The 26,755-nt window shown below is 30.7% G+C and carries 29 protein-coding genes, 1 tRNA gene and 1 riboswitch; of the genes, 4 read left to right on the top strand and 26 right to left on the bottom strand.

Annotated features, from left to right (window positions below):
* Positions 1-50 precede the first annotated feature (50 nt).
* Positions 51-1,496: a M48 family metalloprotease gene (locus M9C80_01910; GenBank protein URQ69932.1), complete on the top strand. Its 1,446-nt coding sequence runs from the start codon at positions 51-53 to the stop codon at positions 1,494-1,496.
* Here the strand turns inward: M9C80_01910 and M9C80_01905 are convergent.
* The 13 genes from M9C80_01905 to M9C80_01845 all read right to left on the bottom strand — a co-directional run bounded on the left by M9C80_01905 (position 1,483) and on the right by M9C80_01845 (position 10,660).
* Positions 1,483-2,709, bottom strand: a complete 1,227-nt coding sequence (locus M9C80_01905; GenBank protein URQ69931.1) for a hypothetical protein — start codon at positions 2,707-2,709, stop codon at positions 1,483-1,485. The genes M9C80_01910 and M9C80_01905 overlap by 14 nt on opposite strands.
* A gap of 21 nt (positions 2,710-2,730) precedes the next feature.
* Positions 2,731-2,806, bottom strand: a tRNA-Lys gene (locus M9C80_01900).
* Between the two features lie 24 nt (positions 2,807-2,830).
* Positions 2,831-3,511: a tetratricopeptide repeat protein gene (locus M9C80_01895; GenBank protein ID URQ69930.1), complete on the bottom strand. Its 681-nt coding sequence runs from the start codon at positions 3,509-3,511 to the stop codon at positions 2,831-2,833.
* Between the two features lie 4 nt (positions 3,512-3,515).
* Positions 3,516-4,022 (bottom strand): OmpA family protein, encoded by a 507-nt coding sequence (locus tag M9C80_01890; GenBank protein URQ69929.1) that lies wholly within the window; start codon positions 4,020-4,022, stop codon positions 3,516-3,518.
* Between the two features lie 16 nt (positions 4,023-4,038).
* On the bottom strand, positions 4,039-5,319 hold the full coding sequence (gene tolB / locus M9C80_01885) for a Tol-Pal system beta propeller repeat protein TolB (protein ID URQ69928.1): 1,281 nt from the start codon (positions 5,317-5,319) through the stop codon (positions 4,039-4,041).
* On the bottom strand, positions 5,316-5,939 hold the full coding sequence (locus M9C80_01880; GenBank protein ID URQ69927.1) for a TonB C-terminal domain-containing protein: 624 nt from the start codon (positions 5,937-5,939) through the stop codon (positions 5,316-5,318). Before M9C80_01880 ends, tolB begins: the two co-directional genes overlap by 4 nt.
* Positions 5,929-6,351, bottom strand: a complete 423-nt coding sequence (locus M9C80_01875) for an ExbD/TolR family protein (GenBank protein URQ69926.1) — start codon at positions 6,349-6,351, stop codon at positions 5,929-5,931. The genes M9C80_01880 and M9C80_01875 overlap by 11 nt, the downstream gene beginning before the upstream one ends.
* Positions 6,348-7,022: a protein TolQ gene (gene tolQ / locus M9C80_01870; GenBank protein URQ69925.1), complete on the bottom strand. Its 675-nt coding sequence runs from the start codon at positions 7,020-7,022 to the stop codon at positions 6,348-6,350. The genes M9C80_01875 and tolQ overlap by 4 nt, the downstream gene beginning before the upstream one ends.
* Before the next feature lie 9 nt (positions 7,023-7,031).
* Positions 7,032-7,442, bottom strand: coding sequence for a YbgC/FadM family acyl-CoA thioesterase (locus tag M9C80_01865; protein URQ69924.1), 411 nt, complete (start codon positions 7,440-7,442; stop codon positions 7,032-7,034).
* Positions 7,420-7,845 carry a hypothetical protein gene (locus M9C80_01860; protein ID URQ69923.1) on the bottom strand — a complete coding sequence of 142 codons (426 nt, stop codon included), beginning with the start codon at positions 7,843-7,845 and terminating at the stop codon, positions 7,420-7,422. The genes M9C80_01865 and M9C80_01860 overlap by 23 nt, the downstream gene beginning before the upstream one ends.
* Before the next feature lie 3 nt (positions 7,846-7,848).
* Entirely contained in the window at positions 7,849-8,586 is a 738-nt protein-coding gene (locus M9C80_01855; protein URQ69922.1) for a YebC/PmpR family DNA-binding transcriptional regulator, read from the bottom strand.
* 3 nt (positions 8,587-8,589) lie between these two features.
* A complete protein-coding gene (gene aspS / locus M9C80_01850; protein ID URQ69921.1) occupies positions 8,590-10,356 on the bottom strand; it encodes an aspartate--tRNA ligase in 1,767 nt (588 codons plus the stop codon).
* A 13-nt stretch (positions 10,357-10,369) separates the two neighbouring features.
* Complete coding sequence (locus tag M9C80_01845) at positions 10,370-10,660, bottom strand: zinc ribbon domain-containing protein (GenBank protein ID URQ69920.1); 291 nt, start codon at positions 10,658-10,660, stop codon at positions 10,370-10,372.
* Between the two features lie 31 nt (positions 10,661-10,691).
* Here M9C80_01845 and proS point away from each other — a divergent pair, with 31 nt between their 5' ends.
* Positions 10,692-11,969, top strand: coding sequence for a proline--tRNA ligase (gene proS, locus M9C80_01840; protein URQ69919.1), 1,278 nt, complete (start codon positions 10,692-10,694; stop codon positions 11,967-11,969).
* Here the strand turns inward: proS and M9C80_01835 are convergent.
* Positions 11,966-12,859 (bottom strand): alpha-E domain-containing protein, encoded by an 894-nt coding sequence (locus M9C80_01835; GenBank protein URQ69918.1) that lies wholly within the window; start codon positions 12,857-12,859, stop codon positions 11,966-11,968. The two genes, proS and M9C80_01835, sit on opposite strands and share 4 nt — an antisense overlap.
* A gap of 1 nt (position 12,860) precedes the next feature.
* The gene (locus M9C80_01830; GenBank protein ID URQ69917.1) at positions 12,861-14,294 is read right to left on the bottom strand and encodes a circularly permuted type 2 ATP-grasp protein; all 1,434 of its coding nucleotides are present in this window, start codon (positions 14,292-14,294) and stop codon (positions 12,861-12,863) included.
* A gap of 49 nt (positions 14,295-14,343) precedes the next feature.
* Positions 14,344-14,397: riboswitch (Glutamine riboswitch) on the bottom strand.
* Positions 14,398-14,538: 141 nt separating this feature from the next.
* On the opposite strand from M9C80_01830, the gene M9C80_01825 reads away from it, so the two are divergent.
* Positions 14,539-15,243: a 20S proteasome subunit A/B gene (locus M9C80_01825; protein ID URQ69916.1), complete on the top strand. Its 705-nt coding sequence runs from the start codon at positions 14,539-14,541 to the stop codon at positions 15,241-15,243.
* Between the two features lie 9 nt (positions 15,244-15,252).
* Here the strand turns inward: M9C80_01825 and M9C80_01820 are convergent, their stop codons facing one another.
* The 3 genes from M9C80_01820 to recA are packed head-to-tail and all read right to left on the bottom strand — an operon-like array spanning position 15,253 to position 18,962.
* Complete coding sequence (locus M9C80_01820) at positions 15,253-16,692, bottom strand: YdiU family protein (GenBank protein ID URQ69915.1); 1,440 nt, start codon at positions 16,690-16,692, stop codon at positions 15,253-15,255.
* Positions 16,693-16,722: 30 nt separating this feature from the next.
* Entirely contained in the window at positions 16,723-17,904 is a 1,182-nt protein-coding gene (locus M9C80_01815; protein URQ69914.1) for an acetyl-CoA C-acyltransferase, read from the bottom strand.
* A gap of 50 nt (positions 17,905-17,954) precedes the next feature.
* Positions 17,955-18,962 carry a recombinase RecA gene (gene recA / locus M9C80_01810; GenBank protein URQ69913.1) on the bottom strand — a complete coding sequence of 336 codons (1,008 nt, stop codon included), beginning with the start codon at positions 18,960-18,962 and terminating at the stop codon, positions 17,955-17,957.
* 133 nt (positions 18,963-19,095) lie between these two features.
* On the opposite strand from recA, the gene M9C80_01805 reads away from it, so the two are divergent.
* Positions 19,096-19,413 (top strand): ferredoxin family protein, encoded by a 318-nt coding sequence (locus M9C80_01805; protein ID URQ69912.1) that lies wholly within the window; start codon positions 19,096-19,098, stop codon positions 19,411-19,413.
* On the opposite strand, the gene M9C80_01800 is transcribed toward M9C80_01805, so the two are convergent.
* The 8 genes from M9C80_01800 to M9C80_01765 are packed head-to-tail and all read right to left on the bottom strand — an operon-like array spanning position 19,408 to position 26,716.
* Entirely contained in the window at positions 19,408-20,118 is a 711-nt protein-coding gene (locus M9C80_01800) for a DUF368 domain-containing protein (protein URQ69911.1), read from the bottom strand. The genes M9C80_01805 and M9C80_01800 overlap by 6 nt on opposite strands.
* Positions 20,115-20,795, bottom strand: coding sequence for a protein-L-isoaspartate(D-aspartate) O-methyltransferase (locus tag M9C80_01795; protein URQ69910.1), 681 nt, complete (start codon positions 20,793-20,795; stop codon positions 20,115-20,117). The genes M9C80_01800 and M9C80_01795 overlap by 4 nt, the downstream gene beginning before the upstream one ends.
* On the bottom strand, positions 20,788-21,534 hold the full coding sequence (surE, locus tag M9C80_01790) for a 5'/3'-nucleotidase SurE (GenBank protein ID URQ69909.1): 747 nt from the start codon (positions 21,532-21,534) through the stop codon (positions 20,788-20,790). Before surE ends, M9C80_01795 begins: the two co-directional genes overlap by 8 nt.
* Complete coding sequence (gene ispF, locus M9C80_01785; protein ID URQ69908.1) at positions 21,531-22,679, bottom strand: 2-C-methyl-D-erythritol 2,4-cyclodiphosphate synthase; 1,149 nt, start codon at positions 22,677-22,679, stop codon at positions 21,531-21,533. The genes surE and ispF overlap by 4 nt, the downstream gene beginning before the upstream one ends.
* Entirely contained in the window at positions 22,669-22,971 is a 303-nt protein-coding gene (locus tag M9C80_01780) for a septum formation initiator family protein (protein URQ69907.1), read from the bottom strand. Before M9C80_01780 ends, ispF begins: the two co-directional genes overlap by 11 nt.
* Positions 22,968-24,245 carry a phosphopyruvate hydratase gene (gene eno, locus M9C80_01775; protein ID URQ69906.1) on the bottom strand — a complete coding sequence of 426 codons (1,278 nt, stop codon included), beginning with the start codon at positions 24,243-24,245 and terminating at the stop codon, positions 22,968-22,970. The genes M9C80_01780 and eno overlap by 4 nt, the downstream gene beginning before the upstream one ends.
* Before the next feature lie 3 nt (positions 24,246-24,248).
* Positions 24,249-25,088, bottom strand: a complete 840-nt coding sequence (kdsA, locus tag M9C80_01770; protein ID URQ69905.1) for a 3-deoxy-8-phosphooctulonate synthase — start codon at positions 25,086-25,088, stop codon at positions 24,249-24,251.
* Between the two features lie 2 nt (positions 25,089-25,090).
* Positions 25,091-26,716 carry a CTP synthase gene (locus M9C80_01765; protein URQ69904.1) on the bottom strand — a complete coding sequence of 542 codons (1,626 nt, stop codon included), beginning with the start codon at positions 26,714-26,716 and terminating at the stop codon, positions 25,091-25,093.
* Positions 26,717-26,755: the final 39 nt, after the last annotated feature.

Below are 26,755 nucleotides of genomic sequence, written 5' to 3'. Positions count from 1 at the left end.
TACTAATTTAATTGTCTTATAGGCACCATATTAATCTAAAATGTATTTTTATGTTAGTTTTAAAATATAAACACTTTGTTTTATTCACTTTTTTTCTTTTTTTATCAGTGTATGTAAGCCCTCAAGAAAAAAAAGAAATAGAATTACCAGTTTTAGGAGATAGGGTTTCAGCCGCAGTCTCAACTGCACAGGAAAAAGCTATTGGTAAAGCTTTTTTAAAACAAATATATGCACAGGCGCCTATAATTGAGGATCCTCTTATTCATGAATATACAGAGCTATTGATTTATAGACTATCAGAATATAGTCAAGTTTCTGATAGATATTTTACAATTCTTTTAATAGACGATGACTCATTAAACGCATTTGCAGCTCCAGGTGGAATAATAGGAGTTAACGGCGGTCTTTTTTTAAAAGCTGAAAATGAAGCTCAATTTGCTTCTGTTCTTGCTCACGAGCTTGCCCATTTGAGCCAAAGACACTTTGCCAGAAATGTTTTGAAGTCGCAGGATTCTAATCTTGCATCTGCATTAGTTATGGTATCTTCTCTTGCTATTGCTCTTATAAGCAATAACCCAAATGCAATTGCATTAGGGCCATCAATATTGCAACAACAAAGTTTACGATATAGTAGACTTTTTGAAAAAGAAGCAGACCGAGTCGGATTTTCTAATTTAGTAAGGGCTGGTTATAACCCAGAAGCAATGGGTGAGATGTTTGAAATCATGAATGATCTTAGAAGACTCTCTGGAGATTTACCACCAGAATTCTTACTTACACACCCTATTACCTCATCAAGAATATCTGATGCTTTTAATTCTGCAGAAAATTTACCAACGGAAAATACTAAAAAAGATAGCCTAGAGTTTTCCTTCGTGCGATCAAGGCTTCTAGTTTACTATCAAAAACTTCCGTCTACTGCTTTAAGATTATTTGAATCAAAAATAAAAAATGATGAAAGTGATTCTTCATTTTATGGTCTAGCACTAGCTCTTGCTAGAAATGGAAACTTTTCAAAAAGTATAGAAATAATTGAGAATTTAATACAAAAGTATCCGAAAAACTTAATGCTTAGTACTACATATGTTGAAGTGCTTTTACAAGCTGAAAGGTTTCAAGATGCCCTTTTATATGTAAATAAATATTTAGAAATTTCGCCAAAAAACTATCCATTATCATTTATTAAATCCAAAATTTTATTAGCAATGAAAAAATATTTTGAATCTGAAGAAATAATAAGAGATCAACTTCTTAGAAGAAATGATAATCCTGATCTGTGGATGTTTTTATCAGAAATACAAAGGTCAAGCAAAAATATTATTGGATATCATCAAAGCAGAGCAGAATACTATATATTGCTTGGACAAAACGAAGAAGCGCTAAATCAATTAGAATTTGCATTAAAATTAACTAAAAATAACTTTCAAGCATCAGAGAGTATCATGAATAAGATCGTAACAATTAAAGAATCTATTGAAAATTCTAGAGGTTTTTAAAGTTTTTATTTTTTGATATTTTCATACCAACCAAAGATAAAATAAATGTAACAGGAAGTGCTATCAATGGCATAAAACTTATAGCAATACCAGAAAATTTACCAATTCCCATAAAAATGCTTCCTGATAAATCTCCAAATCTAGATACAAAAGTATCAATAAAAACTGAAGATTTATATCTATTATTTTTATCTAATTCACTGTAAACAATTTCTCTGCTTGGTTTATTAAATCCATATTCAAAGACCCTTAAGAAAAGTTGTGCAAAGATTACTGCCCCTAAAGATGGATAGAATCCATATGTAAAAAAAACAAGCGCAAATAAAATTCCATAAAAAATTAAGATTAGCTTTATTCCAATTATTGAAATTACTATATATGTAAAAAATATTTGTGTTATTAAAGTGATTGGAGATACTAATTGTTCTATTCTTCCAAATAAAACTATTCTTTCGGAAGATAATTCTGAATATGATTCAATAATAGGTATTGCGCTTATCCATTGAATTGTCATTAGGCCTGTAAAAAGCCAAGAATAGATTGCTATTGATCTAATTTGATTTGATGATACAACATTATTAAAAGAATCAGACCATTTACCACCAACTACCTCAGATACATTAAAAGATTTCTTAGATTTTGCTATGTAGATTGCCAAAAGCATTGCTAAAAATAATAAAATTGAAGATGATAAAACAAAAAGTTCAATTCTAGTGCTTATAAATGTTTCCGATAACCTGACTGAAATTTCTGATCCAAAAATTGCTCCCAATGAGCCTCCTGCCATAATAAAACCATAAAATTTTCTGGATTTTACATCTCTATAAATGTTTATAATTAGCACCCAAAAAATTGCTACTACAAAAAAAGAATATACATTTGCCCAAACATAAAAAATTCTTCCAAGCCAAATTAGTTGTATAGAATCAGACTCTGTTAGGAACTTAGAATATATAAGAAATAGAATTAAATTAGATATTAAAAAAGAATATGAATAAGAGATTATTTTTATAAAATTTGATTTAGAAACTACCCAAGAATAAACAGAATTTGCAAATATCATTACGATTGCCGTTGAAGACAGTAAAATTAATAAAAAATCTTCACTATAATTTTCAACTGCTATTTCATTTCTTACCGATCTGATTACATACCAGGACGATAGCACAAGAAAAAAAAGAAAACTTGAAAGAAAAATATCCTTAAATTTCATATAGATATTATGCCTGTTTAATGGTGGGTCGCACAGGATTCGAACCTGTGACCAATTGGTTAAAAGCCAACTGCTCTACCAGCTGAGCTAGCGACCCATTTTTATGCATAAAAAAAAGAGATTATTCCATATTTTTCAATAACTGCAAGGCTAAAGATGAAGCTGTATTATCAGGAAATTCTCTAACAACAAAATTATATTTTTCTTTTGCTTTATCAAATTCGTTGTTCTTTAAAAAAATATCGCCTATTTTTTTGTGCGCAAGAGGAATTCTATAGTGATTTGGATACAAAGTAATCATTTGTGTAAAATAATTTTTTGATTCTTCATAATTCTCATTGATAAACCCTATCTCCCCAATCCAAAAATAGGATAAAGGTAATTTTTCTTCATCCTCAAATGTATCAATAAAATATTTAAATAGATCCTTGGCAGAAACGAAATCTTGATTTTCAAGTGAGTTAATTGCTGAATCAAAAACCTCTTCAAGACTTCTTGCATCATTTAGGCCCTTAAATCTAATAGAAGAATTAGTATTTATATCTAATTCATTATTATCTAAATCAGGTGATGATTCTTGTATCAACTTATCAATTAAAAAATCTTGAGCTTCAACTTTGTCTGTCAATCTTTCTATTTGAGATTCGAGCTCTTGAATTTTTAGAAATAAAATATCAACTTGAAATGATTCCTGAGATAGAGTTGAATCTAATTCAGCATCCTGTGAAAAAATTAAAGATGCAGAAAAAGTAAAAATAAAAAAACAAAAAAAATTTATTCGCGCTAACGCTAAGTGAAACATTAAATTAGTTTATCTCAGCTCTTCTGTTTTTAGAGTGACTTGCTTCATCAATACCATCTGATAAAAGTTTTTCTTCACCAAAGCTTTTTACAGAAATTCTAGATGCATTTATTCCATTAAGTACAAAATAATCTTTAACTGATGCAGCTCTTCTTTGTCCTAATGCTAAATTATATTCTCTAGTGCCTCTTTCATCAGCATGCCCTGAGATAGTGATTTTAACTGCAGAATTCTCTTTCATAGCGTCAATAACACTTTTTAAAATTTGGATAGATTTACTTGTTAAATTTGATCTATCAAATTCAAAATAAACTGTTGCATTTGCAAAAATTGCTTTTGTTTCATAATCAAGTTCTTCAACACTTATTGATTTTGAAACCTTTACAGTTTGTACTTCTGAATCAGAGACGCTTTCTTGAGTTACATTCATGCTCGCACATGAGCTTAAAATAAAAATTAGTACAATATATAAATTTAAATTGTATAGATATTGTTTGTTTAAAAAGTTCATATTATCTCCTTAAGTTTTATCTTATGAATCCTGACCATGAGGGTTCTCTTACTTCACCATCTTTTAAAGGAAGCCTAAACCTTGTTCCGCTTAATGACAATCCAGCTAAAAGACTTTTTTTATCTTCTGTTATTGCATAGATTATCACATTACCATTTGGAGAAATACTAGGGGATTCATCTAATTTTGACTCAGTCAGAGGTCTAATAAAGTTTTCGTCAAAGTATTTTAAAGCTATTATGAAATTTCCGTTAGATCTATGAACAAAAACTATGCCCTCATTATTTGGCAAGTAAGATCCTTTAGCATTATAGTTTCCTTCAAAGGTAATCCGTTTTGGCTTTGAATTAAATTTTCTAAGGTTGATTTCGTATAATTGAGGTGAACCAGATCTTCCTGAAGTAAATAAAATTTTACTGCCTTTCGATGACCATGACGATTCAGTATCTATTGAATAATGATTTGTAAGTCTAGTTAGATTTTTATTCTTTAGATTTAAAATATATATCTCAGCATTTTTATCTTGATACAAAGTCAAGGAAAGATATTTTCCATCTGGTGACCAAGATGGAGAGCTGATTTGGTATTTGCTTTCTAATGCAAGCTCTCGTTTTCCAGTTCTTAACTCTTGGATATAAACTTTTGCAACTCCAGTTTCAAACGAAACATAAGCCACTTTGGAAGAATCTGGCGACCATGTTGGAGATATTATTGGCTCATTGCTATTTAAGAGAATTTGTTCATTAGCTCCATCAGCATCGGAAACTAATAGTTTATAAACTTCTTCATTTTTTCTACCGATTGTTTGACTTACATATAAAAGTTTAGTTGAAGAAACACCTTTAATTCCTGTAATTTCCTCATATATTCCATCACTTATATAGTGTGATAATTGTCTAATTCTCTTTGGGATACCGAATACTTTTGAGTTTCTAATTTTAATAGATCTTTTTACATTATATACGTCATAGGTCGCTACTATATTATATTGATCTTCAATTTGAATTGATCCAATAATTAAATAATCCATATTCAATAATTTAAAATCTTTAAAATTTATGTCTTCTTCTTTTTTTGGAAAAGATAATAAATCCTTTTCATTAAATATATTAAACTCACCTGTTCTTAATAAATCATTTTTTATAACTTTTAGAACTTCTTTGCCCATTCTTTGATTTTCATTAAAACCGATTATTGCTATTGAGAATGGATTATTTGCACCTTTGGTGATCTCCAGATTTAGTTCAGAAAAACAAAAAAGAGAAATAAAAAAAAACGGTAAAATCTTTATCTTCATTTTGGATTAAAAGTAATAAGAATATTTTTAAATTCTTTATTAAATAAATTGTTCGGTATTTGATTATAAAAATTAAAAGTTTCTAACCTGTCTATTGCCATTAATGCTGAATTATCAAATCTTATGTTTCCACTGCTTTTAATCAAATCAGCTTTTAATACTCTTCCATTTTGATTAACAAAGATTCTCAGTTCGCAAACAAGTCCATCTTGAATATTTTTAGGTTTTATCCATGCAGATTGAATAGTTTGAATAATTAAATTACTAAAAATATTTATTTGTTCTGCTTGAGATTTTTTTAAAGCTACTTCATCCTCTTTTAATAATTTATTAATATCAGTTCTCTGAATTATTGGTGTTATTTGATTTGTTAAAGTTTGCGAAAGCTCAATTTTGTTTATATTTTCTTGTTTAATCTCTATCTTCGGAATTTCATTTGGTTGAGTTTTTTGGTTTTTTGTTACTTGCTCTTGAAAAACAAGATTTACATTTACTGGCGAGCTCAATATCTTATTTTCATTTTTTTCAAAATAAAAAAAATTCATTAGATACAAAATGATCATTCCATGAAGAAGAAATGAATAAAAAGATGCTAAAAAATAATCCTCTCTAATCTGCATATCCAGTTGTCACTATTCCTATTTTTGTAATTCCAGTACTTTGAACAGAGGCCATTGCTTTAGCAACATAATCAAATTTAACGTTTTTATCACTTTGAAAAATAACTTCTATTTTTGGATTTGCCTTAAAAATAACAGATGATTTTCTTTTTAATTCCTCAAGATCAATGGGTAATGTTTCTTCTCCAATATTTAAGAAGTATTCTCCAGCATTATTTATTGAAATAACTAGAGGTTCGTTTTGAACAGTCATTTTAGTCGTATCAGTTTTTGGTAAATTTACATCTATACCTTGTATTAAAAGAGGTGAAAGTATCATAAATATAATGAGCAAGACCAACATAACATCAATGTAGGGAACTACATTTATTTCTGCGTGAAGCTTTCTTTTTTTACCTAATCTATAAATCATTTTTTCCTAAGGGTCTCTTTATAAAAAATGCTTGCGAGCTCTTCAGAAAAAATAACTGTTGATTGACTTATATTTTCAAGCTCTGAAGTAAATTTATTGAATGCAAGAACAGCAGGAATAGCTGCAAATAATCCAAGAGCCGTTGCAACAAGAGCCTCTGAAATTCCAGGAGCAACTGCATTAATTGTAGCCTGAGTTGCATCAGAAAGGCCCTGAAATGAAGTCATTATTCCCCAAACAGTTCCAAGTAGACCAATATAGGGACTCACCGACCCTACATTTGCAAGAAATGATAAATGTTTACTCATAACCTCTTCATCTGCTGTTATAGAAACTCTCATCGCTCTATTGATGCTTTCTAAATCAAATTCATTAATAGATCTATCTAATTTTAATTGATTAAATTCTTTAAAAGCATTTTTAAAAACATTTGTTACTCCAAATTCTACATTTTTGGAATTCTCTGTTTTTGCATATAATTTATTTAAATCGCCACCACTCCAAAAAGTTTTTAAAAAATCAGAATTAGTTTTTTTTAAATCTCTAAAAAAATTATATCTTTCAAAGATTACAATCCAGGTTAAAAGAGAAGCTATTAATAAAATAATCATTACTAACTTAACAACCAATCCAGCTTCTATAAAAAGATTTAGTACAGAAATATCGTCCATAATTATTACCTATTTAAAAATTAATAATAAATCATCTGAGAACTTTTGTGGTTTTTTTGTAGAAAGATCTACAAAACAAACTTCAACCTTACCATTTACTAAATCACTGTTTTTCTCGGCTTCAAAAACTTTTTGGTGAAAAAGCAATCTAGCATTTGAAATTTTTTCGACATTTGACTCAACAATAACCTCATCGCCTAATTTTGCTGAAGCTAAATATTGAACTTCAATACTTTTGACTACAAAGGCATTACCGGAAGTTATAAGTTTTTTTTGAGAAATATTATTTTTTTCTAAAAATTCTGATCTTGATCTTTCAAAAAACTTTAAATAATTTGAGTGATATACCACTCCTTGAAAATCAGTATCTTCAACATAAATTTTGATGTTTAAATCATTACACTTGATAATTTTGCTCATGCAACTGAATATCCTCTTGAAATAACTCTAATAATACTTGAATAAAATCTGGCCACAAAAGATCTACAGTAACCATATTATTGCTTATATGTTTATTTAATGAACATGCCAGAATTCTTACCTTGATTGGTCTATTGTTAAACTTATAAACAAGTGCAGGTTTGAAACCATTTGCTCTAGAGGATGCAAGAACCTGTTCCCACCAATCTGGTCTAGGTTCAGCACCAGAACCATATGCTTTGCATTCAATACACCATTTTCCTAGCATCAAATCTGGTAATTCTTTAGTTCTAGTTTGCTCTAAAATTCTTTTGACAGGATTTTTAAGATTCAAATCGTCAATTAAAGCATTGGCTATTTGTCTTTCAAAAGCTGCGCCTTTATTTCTGGAGTTGATTGACAATATCTATCCTTTTGTTTCAAAATTTTCTGTAAATTCTGCATTAGTATGAACTTCCTGAACATCATCAAGATTATCCATAAATTCCATAATATTTATAACTTTTTCTGACATTTCTTGATCAATATTTATGTATGTTTCAGCTCTTAAAGTTAACTGAGCATTTATGTATCCGACACTTTTTTGCTTAAAAGTTTCAAGAACATTATTAAAATCATTTGCATCTGTTATTACTTCAAAAAATTCATCCTCTTCTGTATAGTCAACTGCACCAGACTCAATTACTAGTTCCATTATTTTTTCATCTGTATATTCTTTTGATATATGTATCAGCCCAAGTTTTTTAAATAAATATGAAACAGAGCCATCTGTTCCAAGGTTCCCTCCAAATTTTGAAAATGCGTGTCGCACATCTGAAACAGTTCTATTGCGATTATCTGTCATTGTTTCTACAAGAATAGCGATACCGCCAGGTCCATAGCCTTCAAATATAATTTCTTCTAATGAACCAGTATCACCTGTACCAGAACCTTTTTCGATAGCTCGTTTGATGGTGTCTTTTGGCATGTTTGCAGCGTTAGCTTTTTCTAATGCTAATCTCAACCGCGGATTGTCATTTGGATCTGGTCCGTCCTTTGCAGCAACAGTAATTTCTCTTATTACTTTTGTCCATACTTTGCCTCTGGAAGCATCTTGCCTTGCTTTTCTATGTTTTATGTTTGCCCATTTTGAATGACCAGCCATAAACTATTCTTCCTTATGAGTGCTTACAATTTTTAAGTCTTCAAGTTGTTCCTGTTCGACTTTGCTCGGAGCATCAGTTAATAGACATGTAGCGCTTTGTGTTTTAGGAAAAGCTATGACATCCCTTATATTATTAGTATCTGTTACTAGCATTACTATTCTATCTAGACCAAATGCTATACCCCCATGAGGTGGACATCCTGAGGTTAGTGCTTTCAATAAAAAACCAAACTTGGTGTTTGCTTCATCTCGAGAAATTTTAAGAATATCAAAAATTGCCTGTTGCATATCTTTATCATATATCCTTAGAGAACCGCCCCCAATTTCATAACCATTTAATACAAGATCGTATGCATAAGCAATAGAATTTTCTGGATTTTCTTCTAATTCTTTTTTTGAGCATTTTGGCAAAGTAAAGGGATGATGAAGTGGTGTTATATTGCCATCATTATTTTTTTCAAACATTGGGAAATTTATAATCCAACATGGTGCCCATTTTGATGTAAACAGCTTTAAATCTTCTCCAAGTTTTTTTATTAGACTACTCATTGATAAATTAACAACAGACTCTGAGCCTGCACCAAAAAATATTAAATCATCTGTTTGAACTTCTAATTCTTTAAATATATTTGAAATTGTTAGTGGTTTTAAGAATTTTAATATCGGTGACTGAATACCATTTTCTAAGTCATTTACATCATTAACTTTTATATAAGCAAGGCCCTTTGAGCCAAGCTTTGAAACAAATTTTGTATAGTCGTCTATTTGTCCTCTAGATAAAGAGTTACCATTAGGCACTTTAAGTGCTACTACTCTACAATTTTTTTTCTTTGCAGGTTCTGAAAAAACTTTAAATTCCTCATCTTTAACACTATTTGATATATCAACAAGGTTCAGAGGAATTCTTAGATCAGGCTTATCACATCCATAACCCTCCATTGCATCATGCCAATCCATGATATGAAATTTCTTCAATGAGTCATTACAAAACTCTTTGATAATTTTTTTTATCATCTTTTCACTAATGTCCATTATTTCTTCTTGGCTTAAAAAAGATGCTTCTATATCTATTTGAGTAAACTCGGGTTGTCTATCAGCTCTTAAATCTTCATCTCGAAAACACCTTGCAATTTGATAATACTTATCTAAACCACCGATCATCAAGAGCTGCTTAAATAATTGAGGTGACTGAGGTAAAGCATAAAAGCTTCCAGGCTGAACCCTGCTTGGAAGAATATAGTCTCGTGCACCTTCCGGCGTTGCCTTGGTAAGTATTGGTGTTTCAATTTCGTGGAACTCATTCTTATCTAAATAATTTCTTACTAAAGATGTAATTTTTGATCTAGTGATAATTCTTTCATTCATTTCTGGTCTTCTTAAATCTAGTACCCTATTTTTTAATCTCACATCTTCATTAACCTCTTGATATTCATCAATTGGAAATACTGGAGTATTTGCTTTGCTTAATATATTTATATTTTCAACTTCTACTTCTATTTCACCCGTAAACATATTTTTATTAACTGTGCCTTCAAGCCTTTTCCTTACAACTCCATAAATCTGAACGACATATTCATTTCTAATTGATTCTGCTAATTCAAAAGATTTTTTATTTGAAGGATTTACAACTGCTTGGCATATTCCCCTGATATCTCTTATGTCAAGAAAAATCACACCTCCATGATCTCTTCTTCTGTGAATCCATCCGCAAATTGTTATTTCTTCCTTCAGATTAGAAGAGGTAATTTCACCACAATAATGAGATTTCATTTATATTCCCTATTTAATCCTTAATTTTATCTTGTTTAGAGCTCTCGTTGGAGGTTGGTTTAGCAGTTTTCTTAATTTTATCAGTATTTGCTGCTTCATTTGTTGAAATGTTCTTTTTTTTACCTGTTTTAAAGTCTGTTTCATACCAACCACCTCCTTTTAATCTAAAGGACGGAGCTGAAACAAGTTTTTTCAAACTCTCACTTTTGCATTTTGTACAAAAAGTCTTTGGTTCATCATTTACTTTTTGTATTACTTCAATTTGATGTTCGCATTTTGAACATTTATAGTCATAAATCGGCATAATTACCTAAAAAAAGATAAAATTATAAACTATGTTATTTTCAAAGCTACTATTGCCTACGCTAAAGGACGCTCCGCAAGAAGCTGAAATAGTTAGTCATAAACTAATGCTTAGATCTGGGATGATACGCAAAGTAGCATCAGGAATTTATTCTTGGCTTCCAATTGGACTTCGCGTTCTCAGAAAAGTAGAGGATATTGTTAGAGAAGAAATGAATGCTTCTGGAGCTCAAGAGGTCTTTATGCCTATGGTTCAGCCAAAAGAACTATGGGAAGAAACTCAAAGATGGGAAAAAATGGGTCCTGAATTGCTTAGAATTCAAGACAGGCATCAAAGAAATTTTTGTCTTGGCCCTACCCATGAAGAAATTATCACTGATATTATTAGAGATAACATTAAGAGTTATAAAGAGCTACCTTTAAATATATATCAAATTCAAACTAAATTTAGAGATGAAGTGAGACCAAGATATGGAATTATGAGAGGCAGAGAATTCTTAATGAAAGATTCATATAGTTTTAATATAGATGAAGAGTCTCTTCAAGAAACATATTTGTCAATGCGAGACACATATAAAAGAGTATTGAATAGAATTGGTCTAGATTTTAAGATTTCTAAAGCAGACTCTGGTGCAATTGGTGGTGATAGCTCAGAAGAATTTCACGTTCTTGCTGAAAATGGTGAAGATTCGATAGCAATAAGTGATTCATCAGAATTTGCAATTAATACAGAATTACTACTAAAAGATGATGAAGACATCAATTCTCTTAACGGTAAACCATCACCTGATGGTAACGGAGTTATTCAAGTTAAAAAAGGAATTGAAGTTGGACATATCTTTAAATTAGGTAAGCTTTATGCAGAATCAATGAATGCTAGTGTTTTGAATTCAGATGGGCAAAAGTCAACGCTCTTTATGGGCTGTTATGGCATTGGAGTTTCTAGATTAGTTGCTGCTGCTATAGAGCAAAACTACGATGAAAAGGGAATTATATGGCCACATAGTATTGCTCCATTTGATATAAACATAATTTCAATTGGTCATAATAAGGATGAAAAAATTACATCTGCTGCAAATGATTTATATCAAGAATTATGTGAAATGGGCTATTCGGTTATCCTAGATGATAGAAAAGACGGATACGGAGCTAAAATTAAAGATTCAGAACTTATAGGTATTCCTCTAAATATAATTATTGGTAAAAATTTTCTTAAAAACAAGGAGATTGAATTATTAGGTAGAAATGGCAAAAATTCTGTGAATCCAATTGATGATATTAAAACAATATTAGATTTCTTTAAAAATTAATATATAAAAAATCTCTCGTGTATTTCTTTATCCAATTTAATTAAACCTAATTGAAAGTCATCTAGAAGTTTTAGAATTTTCTTATCGTTTTTATAAAAATTATTGTTTGAAAAATCTTTCAATAAAGCCCGAGAAGTGTTTAGTATTTTTTTAGATCTTGGTAAATATTTTAAAACTTCTAGCAGTTTATTTTCACAGTATTTTAATGATCTTGGAAATAATCTTTCCATAATTATATATTTTAAAACTATCTCCTGATTTAAGTTATCTTTGTTTATAGACTTGAATGATTCATATCCATTTATTGATCTCAAGACGCTGCTCCATTGAAGATTTTGATAATATTTGTTTACATAAGTTTCCTTTCTTAAGATTTGATCTTCAATAATTCTTGATAACATGTCCGCCCTTTCAATAAATCTACCTAGTTTAATAAAATTAAATACATTATTTCTCTGCATTCCATCAGAAATAATAGCAAAAAATCTTTGAGAATTTCGAATGATTTGATAGAGATCATCACTATTTCTCCTCATTTTTTTTGAAATAGTAAAATCTGTGTATAAATTATTAAATTGTTCCCATGCAGATTTTGGTAGCATTGTAAGAAGATATCTTGAATTCATTTTTGCCATTTCAAGAGAAAATTTTATTGATGACGGATTGGTTTCATCTTCTATTAAAAAGAAAAATACATTTTCTTTATAATTAGGTTTTTTAAAATTTTCTATATGGCCTGTGATTTGAATTAAATGCTTTAAATCATTTGATTCATCATGAGGTATATCTAAAAGTAGATCGGAATTCACATTAATTAGTCTTGATGTATTTTCTACTCTTTCTATATATCTTGAAAGCCAATATATTTTTTCAGCAATGCTTGATAGCATTTTAATGTATTATCCATGTGTCTTTGCTGCCGCCACCTTGTGAGGAGTTAACAATAGTTGAGCCTTTTTTAAGTGCTACTCTTGTAAGGCCTCCCTTTGTAACAAATATTTTTTTTCCAGACAATATAAATGGTCTTAAATCAATATGACGAGGTTGAATAGAATTTTTTATAAGAGTTGGAGTAGTTGATAGTTTTATTAATGGTTGTGCAACAAAATTTCTTGGATTAGCTATTATTTTTAATTTGTATTCATTAATTTCTTTTTTTGATGCATTTGGTCCTATCATAATTCCATAACCTCCTGACTCATTAACAGGTTTTAAGACGAGCTTATTTATATTCTCCAGAACATACTTTTTATCCTTGTCAAATGCGCAGAGATATGTTTTAACCTGACGAAGTTTTGATTTTTCACCTAAATAAAATTCAATCATTTTTGGAACAAAAGCATAGACAGCTTTGTCATCTGCAACACCAGAGCCTGGAGCATTTACAATGGCTATTTTCTTTTCTTTCCATGAATTAATAATGCCAGGAACTCCTAATGTGGAATCTTTAATCCATACTTTAGGGTCAAGAAAGTTATCATTTACTCTTCTATAGATCACATCAACTTTCTTTTTACCTTGAATTGTTTTCATATAAACAAAATTATCTTTTGATAAAAATAAATCTTTTGATTCAACAAGATTAATGCCCATTTGTTGTGCTAAATAGGCATGTTCAAAATAAGCTGAATTAAAAACGCCAGGACTTAAAATTACAACTGTCTTTTTTTTGTCCTTTGAATAGCTGGCATCTAGTAAGCATGAATATAGTTGAGAAGTATAATCATCAACTGGAGAAACTTGATATTTATTAAAAAGATTTGGTACAACTTTCTTCATTATGTTTCTATTTTCAAGCATATAAGCAACACCTGAAGGAACTCTTAGATTATCCTCTAAAACATAGAACTTACCATTGTGATCTTTAATTAAATCAATACCAGATATATTTGCCCACATCTTATTTTTTGGTTTAATATTTTTACATTCTTTAAGATAGTTGGGTGAATCTAAGATTAGTGATTTCAAAACAGGATTTTTATTTAAAAATTCTTGCTTATGATAAACATCATCTATAAATAAATTGATTGCCTTTGTTCTTTGGATTAGGCCATCTTGCACTAAGTCCCATTCTCTTTGTTTAACTATCCTTGGCATTAAATCTAATGGCCATTCTCTATCAACAAGTTTCTTTTTGTTATATACACGGAAAGTTACGCCCATAGTTCGAATAACAGAATCACGCATTTTTGTTAGAGAATACTTTTTAGCACTAGTTAGTTTAGAAAAATAATTAAAAACATTTGTGAAACCTCTTCGAGGAATATTTTTATCATTTAAATATTCGTTAAAAAAATTAGTTCCTTGTTTTTTTATGTTTTTCATAACTTTTATGTTATTCAATTAATAAAAGTTAAATCAGATAAGATAGCATTTTGCGTTCCTTCGGTTCTAACCTACTTCCGTCTTTCATTAAAAGATGAACGTTTATATATACATTATATTTTAAGATCTATTAAAACAAGATGTAAAGGTAGCAAATATTATGTATTTTTTTGTTATATAAATATAAAATATTTAATCTTAATAAAGGTGATCAAAAAATATGACTTATTGTGTTGGAATGAAAATGAAAGATGGAATTGTTATGGCATCTGATTCCAGAACTAATGCTGGCTTAGATAATGTTTCTACTTATAAGAAAATGTTCACATATGCCGTTGGCGATAGATGCATAGTTATTGTTACTTCTGGAAATTTATCTACATCCCAACATGTTTTTAAGACTCTTAGAAATGACCTTGATTCTAAAAGTCCACTTGCTAGTCTAAATACTTGTAATAATTTTGATGAAATTGCTGATTATATTGGTCAAATTTCATGGAATCATTCAAAAACAGATGGGATTTCGGTTAATACGCATCTTGGTTCAAATTTTATTATTGGTGGTCAAATCCAAGGACAAGATCCAGACCTCATGATGGTTTATCCAGTTGGTAACTATATAAGAGCATCTGAAATTAAGCCATTTTTTCAACTTGGTGAGACAAAATATGGCAAGCCAATATTGGATAGACTTATAAGAAGCGAGACTTCACTAGGTGATGCCGCAAGGTGTGCCCTCGTCTCATTTGACTCAACAATGAAAAGTGATCTTACTGTTGGTCCACCTATAGATTTAATTGCTTATAAGATAGATTCTATGTCGATATCACAAGAAGAGCATTTGCAATTTAAAACGCCCTTCTTTTCAGACTTATCAAGCAAATGGTCAAATGGCTTAAGAAATCTCTTTAAAGAACTACCAAAATTTGAATGGGAAGACGAACTATAATCACAAGTTTTAAGTACCACAAAACGTTACATATTGAGATCTAGTCTCAGCTGGCTTTTTAAACAGATCTTTTTTTTCTTGTTCTTCAAAAGGATTTTTATAAAGCTGCATTAGTTCTTCTATCAAAGACATATCACCATTTAATGCATTATGTAGAGCATTTTCAATAATGTGATTTCTTGGAATATAACAAGGATTAATTAGATCCATTTTTTTTATAACATCTTTTATATTGATCTTTTTAGAAATTTCATCATTCCAGTTTTTTAACCATTTTTTGAAATCATTTACATTTACGAAAACTGAATCCTCAATTGTCATTATTTTGCCGAGAATATTTGATAAATTTCTAAAAGATAAAGTAAAGTCAATTGATTCACTTTTTAAAATTTTAAGATAGTCTTTTATTAGTATAATATGTTTTTTATTTAGTGATTCTAAGCCCAATTTTTTTCCTAATTCTTTATAAAAATATTCTTGATAGCATGGCATTACATGCTGCAAAACTTCAGTCAATTTTTCTATTGCTTTATTCTCTTTTTTATCTATCAAAGGTATTAGTGTTTGTGCTAGCTTAGAAAGATTCCATATAAGAATTGCTGGCTGATTTTTGTAAGAATATCTTCCGCCAATATCGATTGAACTAAATACAATTTCTGGATCATAGCTATCCATAAATGCACAAGGACCATAATCAATAGTTTCTCCAGAAATTGTTATATTATCAGTATTCATAACCCCATGAACAAACCCAATATTCATCCATTTTGAAACAAGTTTTGCTTGTCTATTGCAAACTGAAGCAAAAAACTTTAAATATTTATCATCTACATCCTTTAGATCAGGATAATGTCTAGAGATAGAATAATCTGCTAATTTCTTTAAAGTTTTAATATTTTGCATTGCTGCAAACTCAAATGTCCCTATTCTGATATGGCTTTTTGCAACACGCGTTAAAATACCTCCAGGAAGTTTTGTTTCCCTTAATACATTTTCATTAGTTTTTATAGCGAATAATGATCTTGTCGTAGGTATATTTGCTGAGTTCATAAATTCACTTATTATATATTCTCTTAGGACGGGACCTAATGCAGAGTTACCGTCTCCTCTTCTCGAAAAGGGTGTTTTTCCGATGCCTTTTAATTGAATATCATAATTTTTTATTTCGCCTAATAGAATCGCCCTTCCGTCACCAAGATGTGGATTAAATTGTCCAAATTGATGGCCTGCATAAGCCTGAGCAATTGGTATTGAATCTTTAAGTAATGTATTTCCAGAAAATATTTTCACACACTCATCAGAATCTAAAAACTCCTTACTAAAACCTAGTTCTTCCCCAAGACTATAATTTTTTAAGAGAATTTGTGAGTTGTTGAAGCCAGAAGGAATACATTTTTTTGATATATTTGAAAGTTCTCTCGCATATGTGTTCTTAAGAACTGAATGCATTATAGTTATAAAGTTTCAGAGAGATATTCTTCAACTTACTCTTTTAATTATTGTTGCGTTAGCTGTTCCACCACCTTCACAAATAGCTTGAAGGCCATATTTAGATTTTCTTCTATCCATTTCATGCAAAAGAGTAGTCATTAATTTTGCACCAGTTGCACCTAGAGGGTGGCCAAGTGCCATTGCGCCGCCATTAACATTGAGTTTTGAATGATCTGCATTTAACTCTTTTGCCCATGCTAAAGGAACGGGAGCAAAAGCTTCATTCACTTCATAAAGATCCATATCATTTATAGACAAATTAGCAAATTCAAGAGCTTTTTTTGATGCTGGTATTGGGCCTGTTAACATAAATACGGGATCGTCACCTACAACTGAAATAGCAACAATCTCTGCTCTAGGATTTGCCTTTATTTTTTTTAGGCCATTATCATTACAAATAATAACCGCGGCTGCTCCATCAGTAATTTGACTGGCATTTCCTGCAGTAATAACACCTCCCTCTGTTACTGGCTTAAGGCCAGCTAGTTTTTCTAAACAAGCATCGAATCTAATTCCCTCATCACTAAAAACTAAATCGTTAAAGTTATTATCATTTTTACCTATAACTGGAAGAATTTCTTTATCAAAAAATTTTGATTCTGTAGCATAAGCAGCTTTTTGATGACTTTCTAATGCAAAAGAATCAAGATCTTCTCTTGAAAGTTTCCACTTATTTGCAACAAGTTCTGCTCCTGTAAATTGGGAGAAAAAGACATTTGGATATCTTACTTTCATACCATCTGAGTCAAAAGGGAATCCATGACCTGCATTAAAGCCATCAGTAACTGAAGCACCAATTGGAACAATTGACATTACCTCAACGCCACCACCTATTACAATATCTTGAGTTCCAGACATCACTGCCTGAATTGCAAAATGAATTGCTTGCTGAGATGATCCACATTGACGGTCAACAGAGGTGCCTGGAACTGATTCAGGAAAAGATGAAGAAAGAACTGCATTTCGAGCAATATTTCCAGATTGGGCGCCTACTTGATCAACACAACCAAAGATAACATCATCTACAAGTGCTGGATCCATATCAAGACGAGTTACTAACTCATCTAAAACTTGTGCACCTAAATCCGCAGGATGCCATTTACTGAGTTTACCATCTCTCTTTCCTCCAGCAGTTCTAACTGCTTCAACAATATATGCTTTTTCTGCCATAAAGAATCCCTGTTAACTTTAAATTAACAAGGATTGTATCAAAAAACAAATTATTTTGAATTAGAGGTGATATATGAAGATCGAATTTCTTTTACAAGTTTGTTTCTAATCTTAGCATTTTCTTTAAGAAACATGCTGGCCTTAACCTTGCCTTGACCAATAGTTTCACCATCTAATTTATAGAAGGCACCAGACTTTTCAACTAGTCCTAATTTATTGCCATAATCAAGTATCTCGCCCTCTTGATTTATACCTAATCCATACATAATTTGAAACTCAGCTTGTTTAAATGGTGGGGATACTTTATTTTTCACAACTTTTACCCTAGTCTCATTACCCATTACTTCATCACCTTCTTTTACGGAACCTATTCTGCGTATATCAAGCCTAACTGATGAATAAAATTTAAGAGCATTACCACCAGTTGTTGTTTCAGGACTTCCAAACATAACTCCAATCTTCATTCTTATCTGATTAATAAAAACTACTGTGGCGCCAGAACGTTGAATATTTCCTGTTATCTTTCTAAGTGCTTGTGACATCAATCTTGCTTGTAATCCTACATGATGATCTCCCATTTCACCTTCTATTTCTGCTCTTGGAACTAGTGCTGCAACTGAATCAATAATTACTAGGTCTACGCTTTTAGATTTTACTAACATATCAGCAACTTCAAGAGCTTGTTCACCTGTATCTGGTTGAGACAGTAATAGTTCATCAACATTTACTCCAAGTTTTTCTGCATATTGAGGATCAAGTGCATGCTCGGCATCTATGAAAGCACAAGTTCCACCCTCTTTTTGGCATTGAGCAATTATTTGCAGTGTCAATGTAGTTTTGCCAGAGGACTCAGGTCCATATATTTCTGTAACTCTTCCTTTTGGAATCCCACCTATCCCAAGAGCAACATCAAGTCCAAGAGAGCCTGTTGAGATTGAAGGGATATCTAGATTTTCTCTATCTCCCATTCTCATTACGGTACCTTTACCGAAGTGACTATCTATGTCTGCAAGTGTATCCTTAAGTGTTTTACCACTAGTATCTTTTGATTTTCCCATGTTGAACTCCTTACTGTATATACATACAGTATAATACTATTATTAAAATATTCAACTTAAATATGCTTTTTTATATATTTTTTTTTCTATTTGTCATAAAGTTTATTTATAAATTCAATTAAAAAAATCGAAAATGACATTTGTTGTTACTGAAGCATGCATTAAATGTAAATATACCGACTGTGTTGAGGTGTGTCCGGTAGATTGTTTTTATGAAGGGCCTGATTTTCTTGTTATACATCCGGATGAATGCATTGATTGTGCTCTTTGTGAGCCAGAGTGTCCTATTGACGCAATTTTTTCTGAAGATGAATTACCACAAGATCAAATAGAATTTATTGAAATTAATGCAAGACTTTCAGATGTCTATGAAAATATAACCGAATCGAAAGAACCTCTTCCAGATGCAGAAAAATATAAAGAAATTAAAGATAAAAAAAAGTTCTTATAACAGATAATTTATACCTACAGCTAAAATCAATCCACCAAAAAAAACTAAAATTGATTTTCCATATTTATCATATGCTCTATTAATAATTCTAGGCATAATAATAGCGGCGACAAGCATGCCAATTGCAAAGGGAAATAAAACTTCAAAATTCAATTCAGAAATACTACCAATAATATAAGGATATACTCCAGCAGCAAGGAGAAATGCACTTCCTGAAACTCCAGGAAATAGTAAAAATGAACAGGCAAAAAAACCAAAAATAATCAATGATAATGATGATGGAATAAATGGGCCATCAGGTCTATAAAGACCATCCATGTAAAATCCACTTAAGCAAAAACCAATAAAAACCGCACAAAAAATATTCACATAAAAAAATTTCCCCTTAGAAATATTTTCATTTAAATAGGTATTTATTACCAAAAAGCATCCATATCCAATCATCAATAATGCTATTAAAAAATTAAATATGCTGGTGTAATTTTTATATAAAAAATCTATTAATGTAGAAAATGCAAAAATACTTAATAACATTCCAAATATGAGAGGAACCATAAAATTAAAATCTTTAAATTTTGTTAAAAAATTTAATATTTTTTTATAAACGCCAAACATTAATGCCACGGTAGCACCAGAAATTCCTGGCAATAATTCAGACAATCCAATAAAAATACCTGCGATAAAATATTTAATTTTATCTTTCATGTTTCAGAACCATCATCTGATTTTCCAGCAAGCATAGGTACAAATGATACGTCATCATATTTTTTTTCTTCGATTTCGTTATTTATACTTTTTGAAATAACAACTAGCTTTTGTGAGGTGCCACCCACTGGAATAACTAACTTTGCATTTACATTCAATACTGAAATTAAATCGTCAGGGTAGGCTCTTGGAGCTGCTGCACATAAAATACCATCATATTTTTTTTTCTTATCCCAATCTTGATAACCGTCGCCATGAATAAATGCAACATTCTCTATATTTAAATTTGATAAATTCTCTATTGATTTTTTAACAAGCGGTTTAATTCTTTCTATTGAATCAACCTTTTGACTAAAGAAAGATAAGACCGCTGATTGATAACCACAACCTGATCCCAGTTCTAAAATATTTTCAAAAATCTTTCCTCTAGAGTTTGTGTGAGATATTAACAATTCGGTCATTTTTGCAACAATATATGGTTGAGAAATTGTCTGTTTATAGCCAATTGTAAGGGATCTGTTTTCGTATGCCCTAGATCTTAAGGCTTCGTCTAAAAAAATATGCCTTGGAATTTGAGACATAGCATCGAGCACTCTAAAGTCTTTAATGCCCATTTCCAAAAGAGTTTCTATCATTTCCTCACGAACGCGCCTAAAAGCAAACCCAGAATTATTCATAGATAAAATCTGTTAACTTTTCTCTTAGATTTGGGTTATCTAGACCATAATCAAGAATTGATACTGAAATAAATCCATCTTGAAGAGCATCAGCATCTGTCGTAATTGATTCTTTGATTGGTTTGCCAGAAAGGTTATATCTATATCTTTTGTTATCATTCTCTGATTCAACTTCAATCGGTTTTGCAGGAATATCTCTTTTTGCAACCCCTGTAACCTTAATGCCTTTACATTTTTTCTCATTCAAATCAGGAAAATTTATATTAAAAACTTTACCATCGAAGATAGCAGGCAGTTTAATTATTTTATCGATAAGTTCGGAAGATTTATTTACAATAAAATCTATATTTAAAGTCGAATAAGATGCTACAGAAATTGCAATGGGAGGATACTTTAATTTTCTTCCCCCAACAGCTGCGCCAACTGTTCCAGAATAAATGACATCATTTCCGATATTTGCTCCATGATTTACTCCTGAAATAACAATATCAAATTCAAAATCAACAATGCTTAATAATCCTAAATATGTGCAATCTGCTGGCGTTCCATCAACAGCAAATATTTTATCAGCAACCTTTCTGACTTCTATTTCCTTAAGAAAAGATATTGCAGCACTCATGCCACTACAATTTTTTTCAGGAGCAACAATCCAAACATCATGCTTCTTAGATAACTTCTTATATAGGGAAACAATATTTGGTGCATCATAACCATCATCATTTGTTAAAAGTATTTTCATTTAATTTTTTTTAAATTTACTGCTGACTGAACAGCAATTGCTTTATTTTTTCCAATTATTCCTATTTTTTCTGAGGTTGTAGCCTTTAACCCAATCTTAGATTCTGAAATTTTTAAAATCTTAGATAATGATTTAATTATCTCATCCCTATGCGGATTTATTTTTGGATATTCACAAATTATTGTTGTATCTAAGTTATATATCTCTAACTCTAATTCATTTAATTTTTCAATACAAAAATTTATGATTTCTTTACTATCTATATTTTTATTTTTTTCATCTTTATCTGAAAAAAAATATCCAATATCCCCTTGAGCTGATGCACCTAAAATTGAATCTGCAATTGAGTGGAGTAAAACATCTCCATCTGAGTGAGCTTCAACATCGTAATCACATGCAAGGTAATGTCCGCCTAAAAGGATGCCCTTTCCAGGAATAAATTTATGAAGATCAAAACCTGTGCCTATTCTAGTTGAAAATTTTCTCACTAACTCCAAATCCTCTTTGAAAGTAATTTTTATATTTGAAGATCTTCCTAAAACTTTAGTTATTTTTAAATTTGAAAATTCAAATACAAATGATTCATCAGGTACTTCAATGTTTTTATTAATTAAATTCTTAAGGAGATCTCTTAATTTATCTAATTTAGAAATATTTGGAGTTTGTACTAAGTAATATTTGGATCTATCTAAAGTTTTATCAATATTTTTTGAGACTTGCTTTATTGACTGAGTTAAGGGTTGATATAGTATTGCGCAATCTGATGCATTACAAACTATATCGTTGTGTATTTTATTTATATCAGCTTCAGTAATATTTGGTCTAGCCGCATCATGGACTATCACATATTGGTAATCATTAAACTCTTCATGTTGAAGTGCGTTCAATACTGAATGAGCTCTAGTAGAACCACCCTCTATTAATAAAATTTTAGGATCATTAATGAAATTTTGATTTTTTATAAATGTATCATTGGTAGATATACATATAATAACTTTTGTGATAATTTCTGAATCAAGAAATGGACTAACTGCCATCTCTAATACAGAGCGTCCTCCACAATCGGCATATTGTTTTAATTCTTCACTATTAAATCTTTCACTAGATCCTGCTGCTGGAATTACTGCTAAAATTTTATTCTTCATCTGCGTTCTTTTGTTCTTCAAATATAATAAACTCTTCATCTGGGTATGTAAGATTTAGCTTTTCTCTTGCAAAATTTTCAATATGTTCATTTGAACTTTGTGCATTTTTAATTTCAAATTCTAAAATTTCATTTTGCTCTTTAAGGTCATTATTCTCTTTAATTTGTTCATTGTTTTCTTGTTCAAGCAATGTCCTAGCTTTAAAGCTGTTATTACCAAAAAAAATACTCTGCAACAGAAGAATAATTAATATAAATAAAAATAAACTTATCAAATAATATAGTTTATTCATTTAGAAAAACTTAATTTAGAATTCTCCTCTTCGATCCATAGTAATCTGTTATATTTTGCAACTCTGTCAGATCTACATGGAGCACCAGTTTTAATTTGGCCAACACCTAGACCAACAGCAAGGTCTGAAATCGTAGTATCTTCTGTTTCACCAGACCTATGAGAAATTATTGACTTATATTCATGCTTAATTGCTAAATCAATTGTTTGAATAGTTTCAGTTATTGATCCAATTTGATTAAACTTAATCAAAATTGAGTTTGCTAAATTTTTATTAATACCATCTAAAAGTATATCTTTATTTGTTACAAATAAATCGTCTCCAACTAATTGACAATGTGAACCAATTTTTTTTGTTAAAATATTCCACCCCTCATGATCATCTTCATCCATACCATCCTCAATTGAAATAATTGGATAACTATCAATTAAATTTGATAAGTAGTCAGTAAATTCCTTCGAATCTAAGATTTTTTGTTCTCCTTTTAAATGATACTTTTTGTTTTTGTAAAATTCACTTGAAGCGCAATCTAGCGATAAAAAAACATCCTCACCTGGTTTTAATTTTGAAGCTGATATTGATTCAACTATAAGCTTAATTGCGTCTTCATTAGATTTTAAATTTGGTGCAAAACCACCCTCATCACCTACTGCGGTTGAGTGGCCATTTTTTTTTAAAATCTTCTTAAGGTTCCAATATATTTCAGAGGACCATTGCATTGCCTCTCTAAAGTTTTTAGCAGCTTTAGGAATTATCATAAATTCTTGAATATCAATGTTGTTATTTGCGTGCTCTCCTCCATTTAATATATTTAACATTGGCATAGGAATTGATGAAAAAACTGTATTTCCAGTAATTTCTTTATACAAAAAACTAAAATATGAATGTAAACTCATATCATTATCTTTTGCTGCTACTCTACATGATGCAAGAGATGCAGCAAGAATTGCATTTGCTCCAATATTTGATTTATCAGGTGTACCATCTAATTCAATAAGCATTGTATCAATTTGTTTTTGATCCGATGGGTCAATACCAATCAGAAGAGGCTTGATTTTTTCATTGATATTGTTAACTGCATCGATAACTCCCTTTCCCATATATTCATCTCTGTTATCTCTAAGTTCAATTGCTTCTTTATTACCTGTGGATGCACCACTTGGAATCATTACTCCAGCAGTAAGCGAATTTTCAAGTGTTATCCTGCAGGCAACTGTTGGCAGTCCTCTTGAATCTAAGACTTGTATAGATTTTATAGAAGATATTTTTGACATTTCTTATGAGATCTCTAGCGCATCTTGATTTTTAATAAAATCATCTAATTCTTTAAGCTGAACAAGAAATGGTTCTAGCATTTCTAATTTTAAGGCACATGGTCCATCGCATTTAGCTTTGTCGGGATCAGGATGGGCCTCTAAAAACAATCCAGCGATTCCTTGAGATAATCCAGCTTTTGCAAGACTGAAGAGGTATTCTCTCCTTCCACCTGCAGAATTACCTTGGCTTCCAGGAAGTTGAAGCGAATGCGTAACATCAAATATAACTGGTTTATTTAAATTTTTTAGAATTTGAAAATTTAGAGTGTCAACAACCAAATTGTTATATCCAAAAGAACTGCCTCTTTCGCAGAGAGTTATTTTACTATTTCCAGCTGACTCACATTTCTTAATTATATTTTTCATTTCTGGAGCAGATAGAAATTGTGGCTTTTTAAATTGAAGAATGTTACCAGTCTTAGCTGCAGCAATTACTAGATCAGTTTGTCTTGCCAAGAATGCAGGAACTTGAATAATTTCGCAAACCTCACCAACAGGTTTAGCTTGCTCTGGCTCATGAATATCTGTGATAGTTGGAATATCAAATTCTTTAGATATTTCCTCCAAAATCTTCAATCCTTCATCTAGTCCTGGACCTCGAAAAGAGTCAATAGAGCTTCTATTTGCTTTGTCAAAAGAACCTTTAAATATATAGTTAATTTTTAAATCGTCTGAAATAGATTTAAATTTTTCCCCTACCTCCATACAAAGATCTCTAGATTCTAATACATTAACTCCTCCCATAAGGGTCATGGTTTTATTATTACTAATCTCGAAATTTCTTAGGTTTAACGCATTCATAATCACTTTACTATTGTACTCTTAATATAACTATTAAAAATAGGATGTCCATCTCTTGGATTGGAAGTGAATTCAGGATGGAACTGACATGCTAAAAACCATTTATGATTATTAATTTCTATCATTTCAACAAGCTTGTCGTCAATTGAAGTTCCAGCAATACTTAATCCAGCATTTACCATCATATCTTTGAAGAAAGGGTTTACTTCGTATCTATGTCGATGCCTCTCAATAACTTCGTCTTTTTTATACATTTTATAAGCATTTGAGGACTTTTTAAGCTTGCATAATTGTCCTCCAAGTCTCATAGTTCCTCCAAGATCTGAATTTTTATTTCTTTTCTCTTTCTTGCCAGAGATATCATTCCATTCAGTAATAAGTGCAATTACAGGATATTTTGTTTTTGCATTAAACTCAGTACTGTTAGCGTTTTTAAGATTTAGAACATTTCGAGCAAATTCTATTAGGGCAACTTGCATTCCAAGACATATTCCTAAATAAGGTATTTGATTTTCTCTTGCGAATTTACAAGCATTTATCATTCCCTCAACTCCTCTTATCCCAAAGCCACCTGGAACAAGAACTCCATCACAATCTTTCAAAATAGTTTTGACATTTCTTCTTGTAATAGTTTCAGCTTCAACAAAATTTATATTTACTTTAATTTTATTTTTAATACCTGCATGATCTAAAGCTTCGTTAATTGATTTATAAGAATCTTTAAGTTCAGTATATTTTCCAACGAACGCTATATTTGTTTCACCTTTTGGTTGAAGTTTCGCCCTCACAACACCTTTCCAATCTAACAAGTTAGGATTTTTTGAATTAATGTTTAACTTTTTAAGAATTATCTGATCTGCTTTTTGTTTATTAAGCAGTATTGGAATTGAATATACTGTTTCTACATCATGCATAGAGATAACATTATTCTTATGAACTGAGCAAAATAGTGCTATTTTTTCTTTTTCATCTTTTGGTAACTCTTGTTCAGATCTACAAATTAATAAATTAGGGCCAATTCCCAATGATCTCAGTTCTTTTACAGAATGTTGTGTTGGCTTAGTTTTGAGTTCTCCAGAAGCTTTTATGTAAGGCACTAAAGTAAGATGAACAAAAGCCCATGATGATGATGGAAGATCCAATGCCATTTGCCTAATTGCTTCAACAAATGGCTGACTCTCAATATCTCCAACTGTTCCTCCGATTTCTACAATAGCAATGTCTTTTCCTTGACCACCCTCCTTAATTCTCTTTTTAATTTCGTTTGTTATGTGAGGAATTACTTGAACTGTGCCTCCAAGATATCTTCCTTTTCTTTCATTTCTAATAACTGTTTCATAAACTTTTCCTGCAGTGAAGTTATTTTTTTTTGATGCTTGAAATCTTACAAATCGTTCATAGTGACCAAGATCTAGATCTGTTTCGGTGCCATCATTTGTTACAAATACTTCTCCATGTTGAAATGGACTCATTGTTCCAGGATCAACGTTTATGTAGGGATCGACTTTAATTAATGATACAGATAGACCTCTTGATTCCAGAAGCGCTCCTATGGATGCTGCAGCTATACCTTTTCCGAGAGAAGAGACTACTCCGCCTGTTATGAAAATGTATTTAGTTTCTGCCATCAGTAAATTTAATCATGATGGGATATTAGAATAACAGAA

It is taken from the genome of SAR86 cluster bacterium, assembly GCA_023703615.1.
Lineage (GTDB): Bacteria > Pseudomonadota > Gammaproteobacteria > Magnimaribacterales > D2472 > MED-G85.
Note: the sequence above shows the minus strand (reverse complement) of the source record. Positions and strands in the feature narration are given on the sequence as shown.

Coding starts and splice junctions, on each gene's coding strand:
- proS (URQ69919.1), top strand. CDS start 10,692: ATGTTATTTTCAAAGCTACTATTGCCTACGCTAAAGGACGCTCCGCAA.
- ispF (URQ69908.1), bottom strand. CDS start 22,679: ATGAAGAATAAAATTTTAGCAGTAATTCCAGCAGCAGGATCTAGTGAA.
- eno (URQ69906.1), bottom strand. CDS start 24,245: ATGTCAAAAATATCTTCTATAAAATCTATACAAGTCTTAGATTCAAGA.
- M9C80_01815 (URQ69914.1), bottom strand. CDS start 17,904: ATGGCAGAAAAAGCATATATTGTTGAAGCAGTTAGAACTGCTGGAGGA.
- M9C80_01830 (URQ69917.1), bottom strand. CDS start 14,294: ATGAAAAACATAAAAAAACAAGGAACTAATTTTTTTAACGAATATTTA.
- kdsA (URQ69905.1), bottom strand. CDS start 25,088: ATGAATGCGTTAAACCTAAGAAATTTCGAGATTAGTAATAATAAAACC.
- M9C80_01820 (URQ69915.1), bottom strand. CDS start 16,692: ATGCATTCAGTTCTTAAGAACACATATGCGAGAGAACTTTCAAATATA.
- M9C80_01890 (URQ69929.1), bottom strand. CDS start 4,022: ATGAACTTTTTAAACAAACAATATCTATACAATTTAAATTTATATATT.
- M9C80_01800 (URQ69911.1), bottom strand. CDS start 20,118: ATGAAAGATAAAATTAAATATTTTATCGCAGGTATTTTTATTGGATTG.
- M9C80_01780 (URQ69907.1), bottom strand. CDS start 22,971: ATGAATAAACTATATTATTTGATAAGTTTATTTTTATTTATATTAATT.
- M9C80_01825 (URQ69916.1), top strand. CDS start 14,539: ATGAAAGATGGAATTGTTATGGCATCTGATTCCAGAACTAATGCTGGC.
- M9C80_01895 (URQ69930.1), bottom strand. CDS start 3,511: ATGTTTCACTTAGCGTTAGCGCGAATAAATTTTTTTTGTTTTTTTATT.
- M9C80_01805 (URQ69912.1), top strand. CDS start 19,096: ATGACATTTGTTGTTACTGAAGCATGCATTAAATGTAAATATACCGAC.
- recA (URQ69913.1), bottom strand. CDS start 18,962: ATGGGAAAATCAAAAGATACTAGTGGTAAAACACTTAAGGATACACTT.
- aspS (URQ69921.1), bottom strand. CDS start 10,356: ATGAAATCTCATTATTGTGGTGAAATTACCTCTTCTAATCTGAAGGAA.
- M9C80_01875 (URQ69926.1), bottom strand. CDS start 6,351: ATGATTTATAGATTAGGTAAAAAAAGAAAGCTTCACGCAGAAATAAAT.
- M9C80_01910 (URQ69932.1), top strand. CDS start 51: ATGTTAGTTTTAAAATATAAACACTTTGTTTTATTCACTTTTTTTCTT.
- M9C80_01795 (URQ69910.1), bottom strand. CDS start 20,795: ATGAATAATTCTGGGTTTGCTTTTAGGCGCGTTCGTGAGGAAATGATA.
- tolQ (URQ69925.1), bottom strand. CDS start 7,022: ATGGACGATATTTCTGTACTAAATCTTTTTATAGAAGCTGGATTGGTT.
- M9C80_01905 (URQ69931.1), bottom strand. CDS start 2,709: ATGAAATTTAAGGATATTTTTCTTTCAAGTTTTCTTTTTTTTCTTGTG.
- tolB (URQ69928.1), bottom strand. CDS start 5,319: ATGAAGATAAAGATTTTACCGTTTTTTTTTATTTCTCTTTTTTGTTTT.
- M9C80_01835 (URQ69918.1), bottom strand. CDS start 12,859: ATGCTATCAAGCATTGCTGAAAAAATATATTGGCTTTCAAGATATATA.
- M9C80_01855 (URQ69922.1), bottom strand. CDS start 8,586: ATGGCTGGTCATTCAAAATGGGCAAACATAAAACATAGAAAAGCAAGG.
- surE (URQ69909.1), bottom strand. CDS start 21,534: ATGAAAATACTTTTAACAAATGATGATGGTTATGATGCACCAAATATT.
- M9C80_01765 (URQ69904.1), bottom strand. CDS start 26,716: ATGGCAGAAACTAAATACATTTTCATAACAGGCGGAGTAGTCTCTTCT.
- M9C80_01845 (URQ69920.1), bottom strand. CDS start 10,660: ATGCCGATTTATGACTATAAATGTTCAAAATGCGAACATCAAATTGAA.
- M9C80_01865 (URQ69924.1), bottom strand. CDS start 7,442: ATGAGCAAAATTATCAAGTGTAATGATTTAAACATCAAAATTTATGTT.
- M9C80_01880 (URQ69927.1), bottom strand. CDS start 5,939: ATGCAGATTAGAGAGGATTATTTTTTAGCATCTTTTTATTCATTTCTT.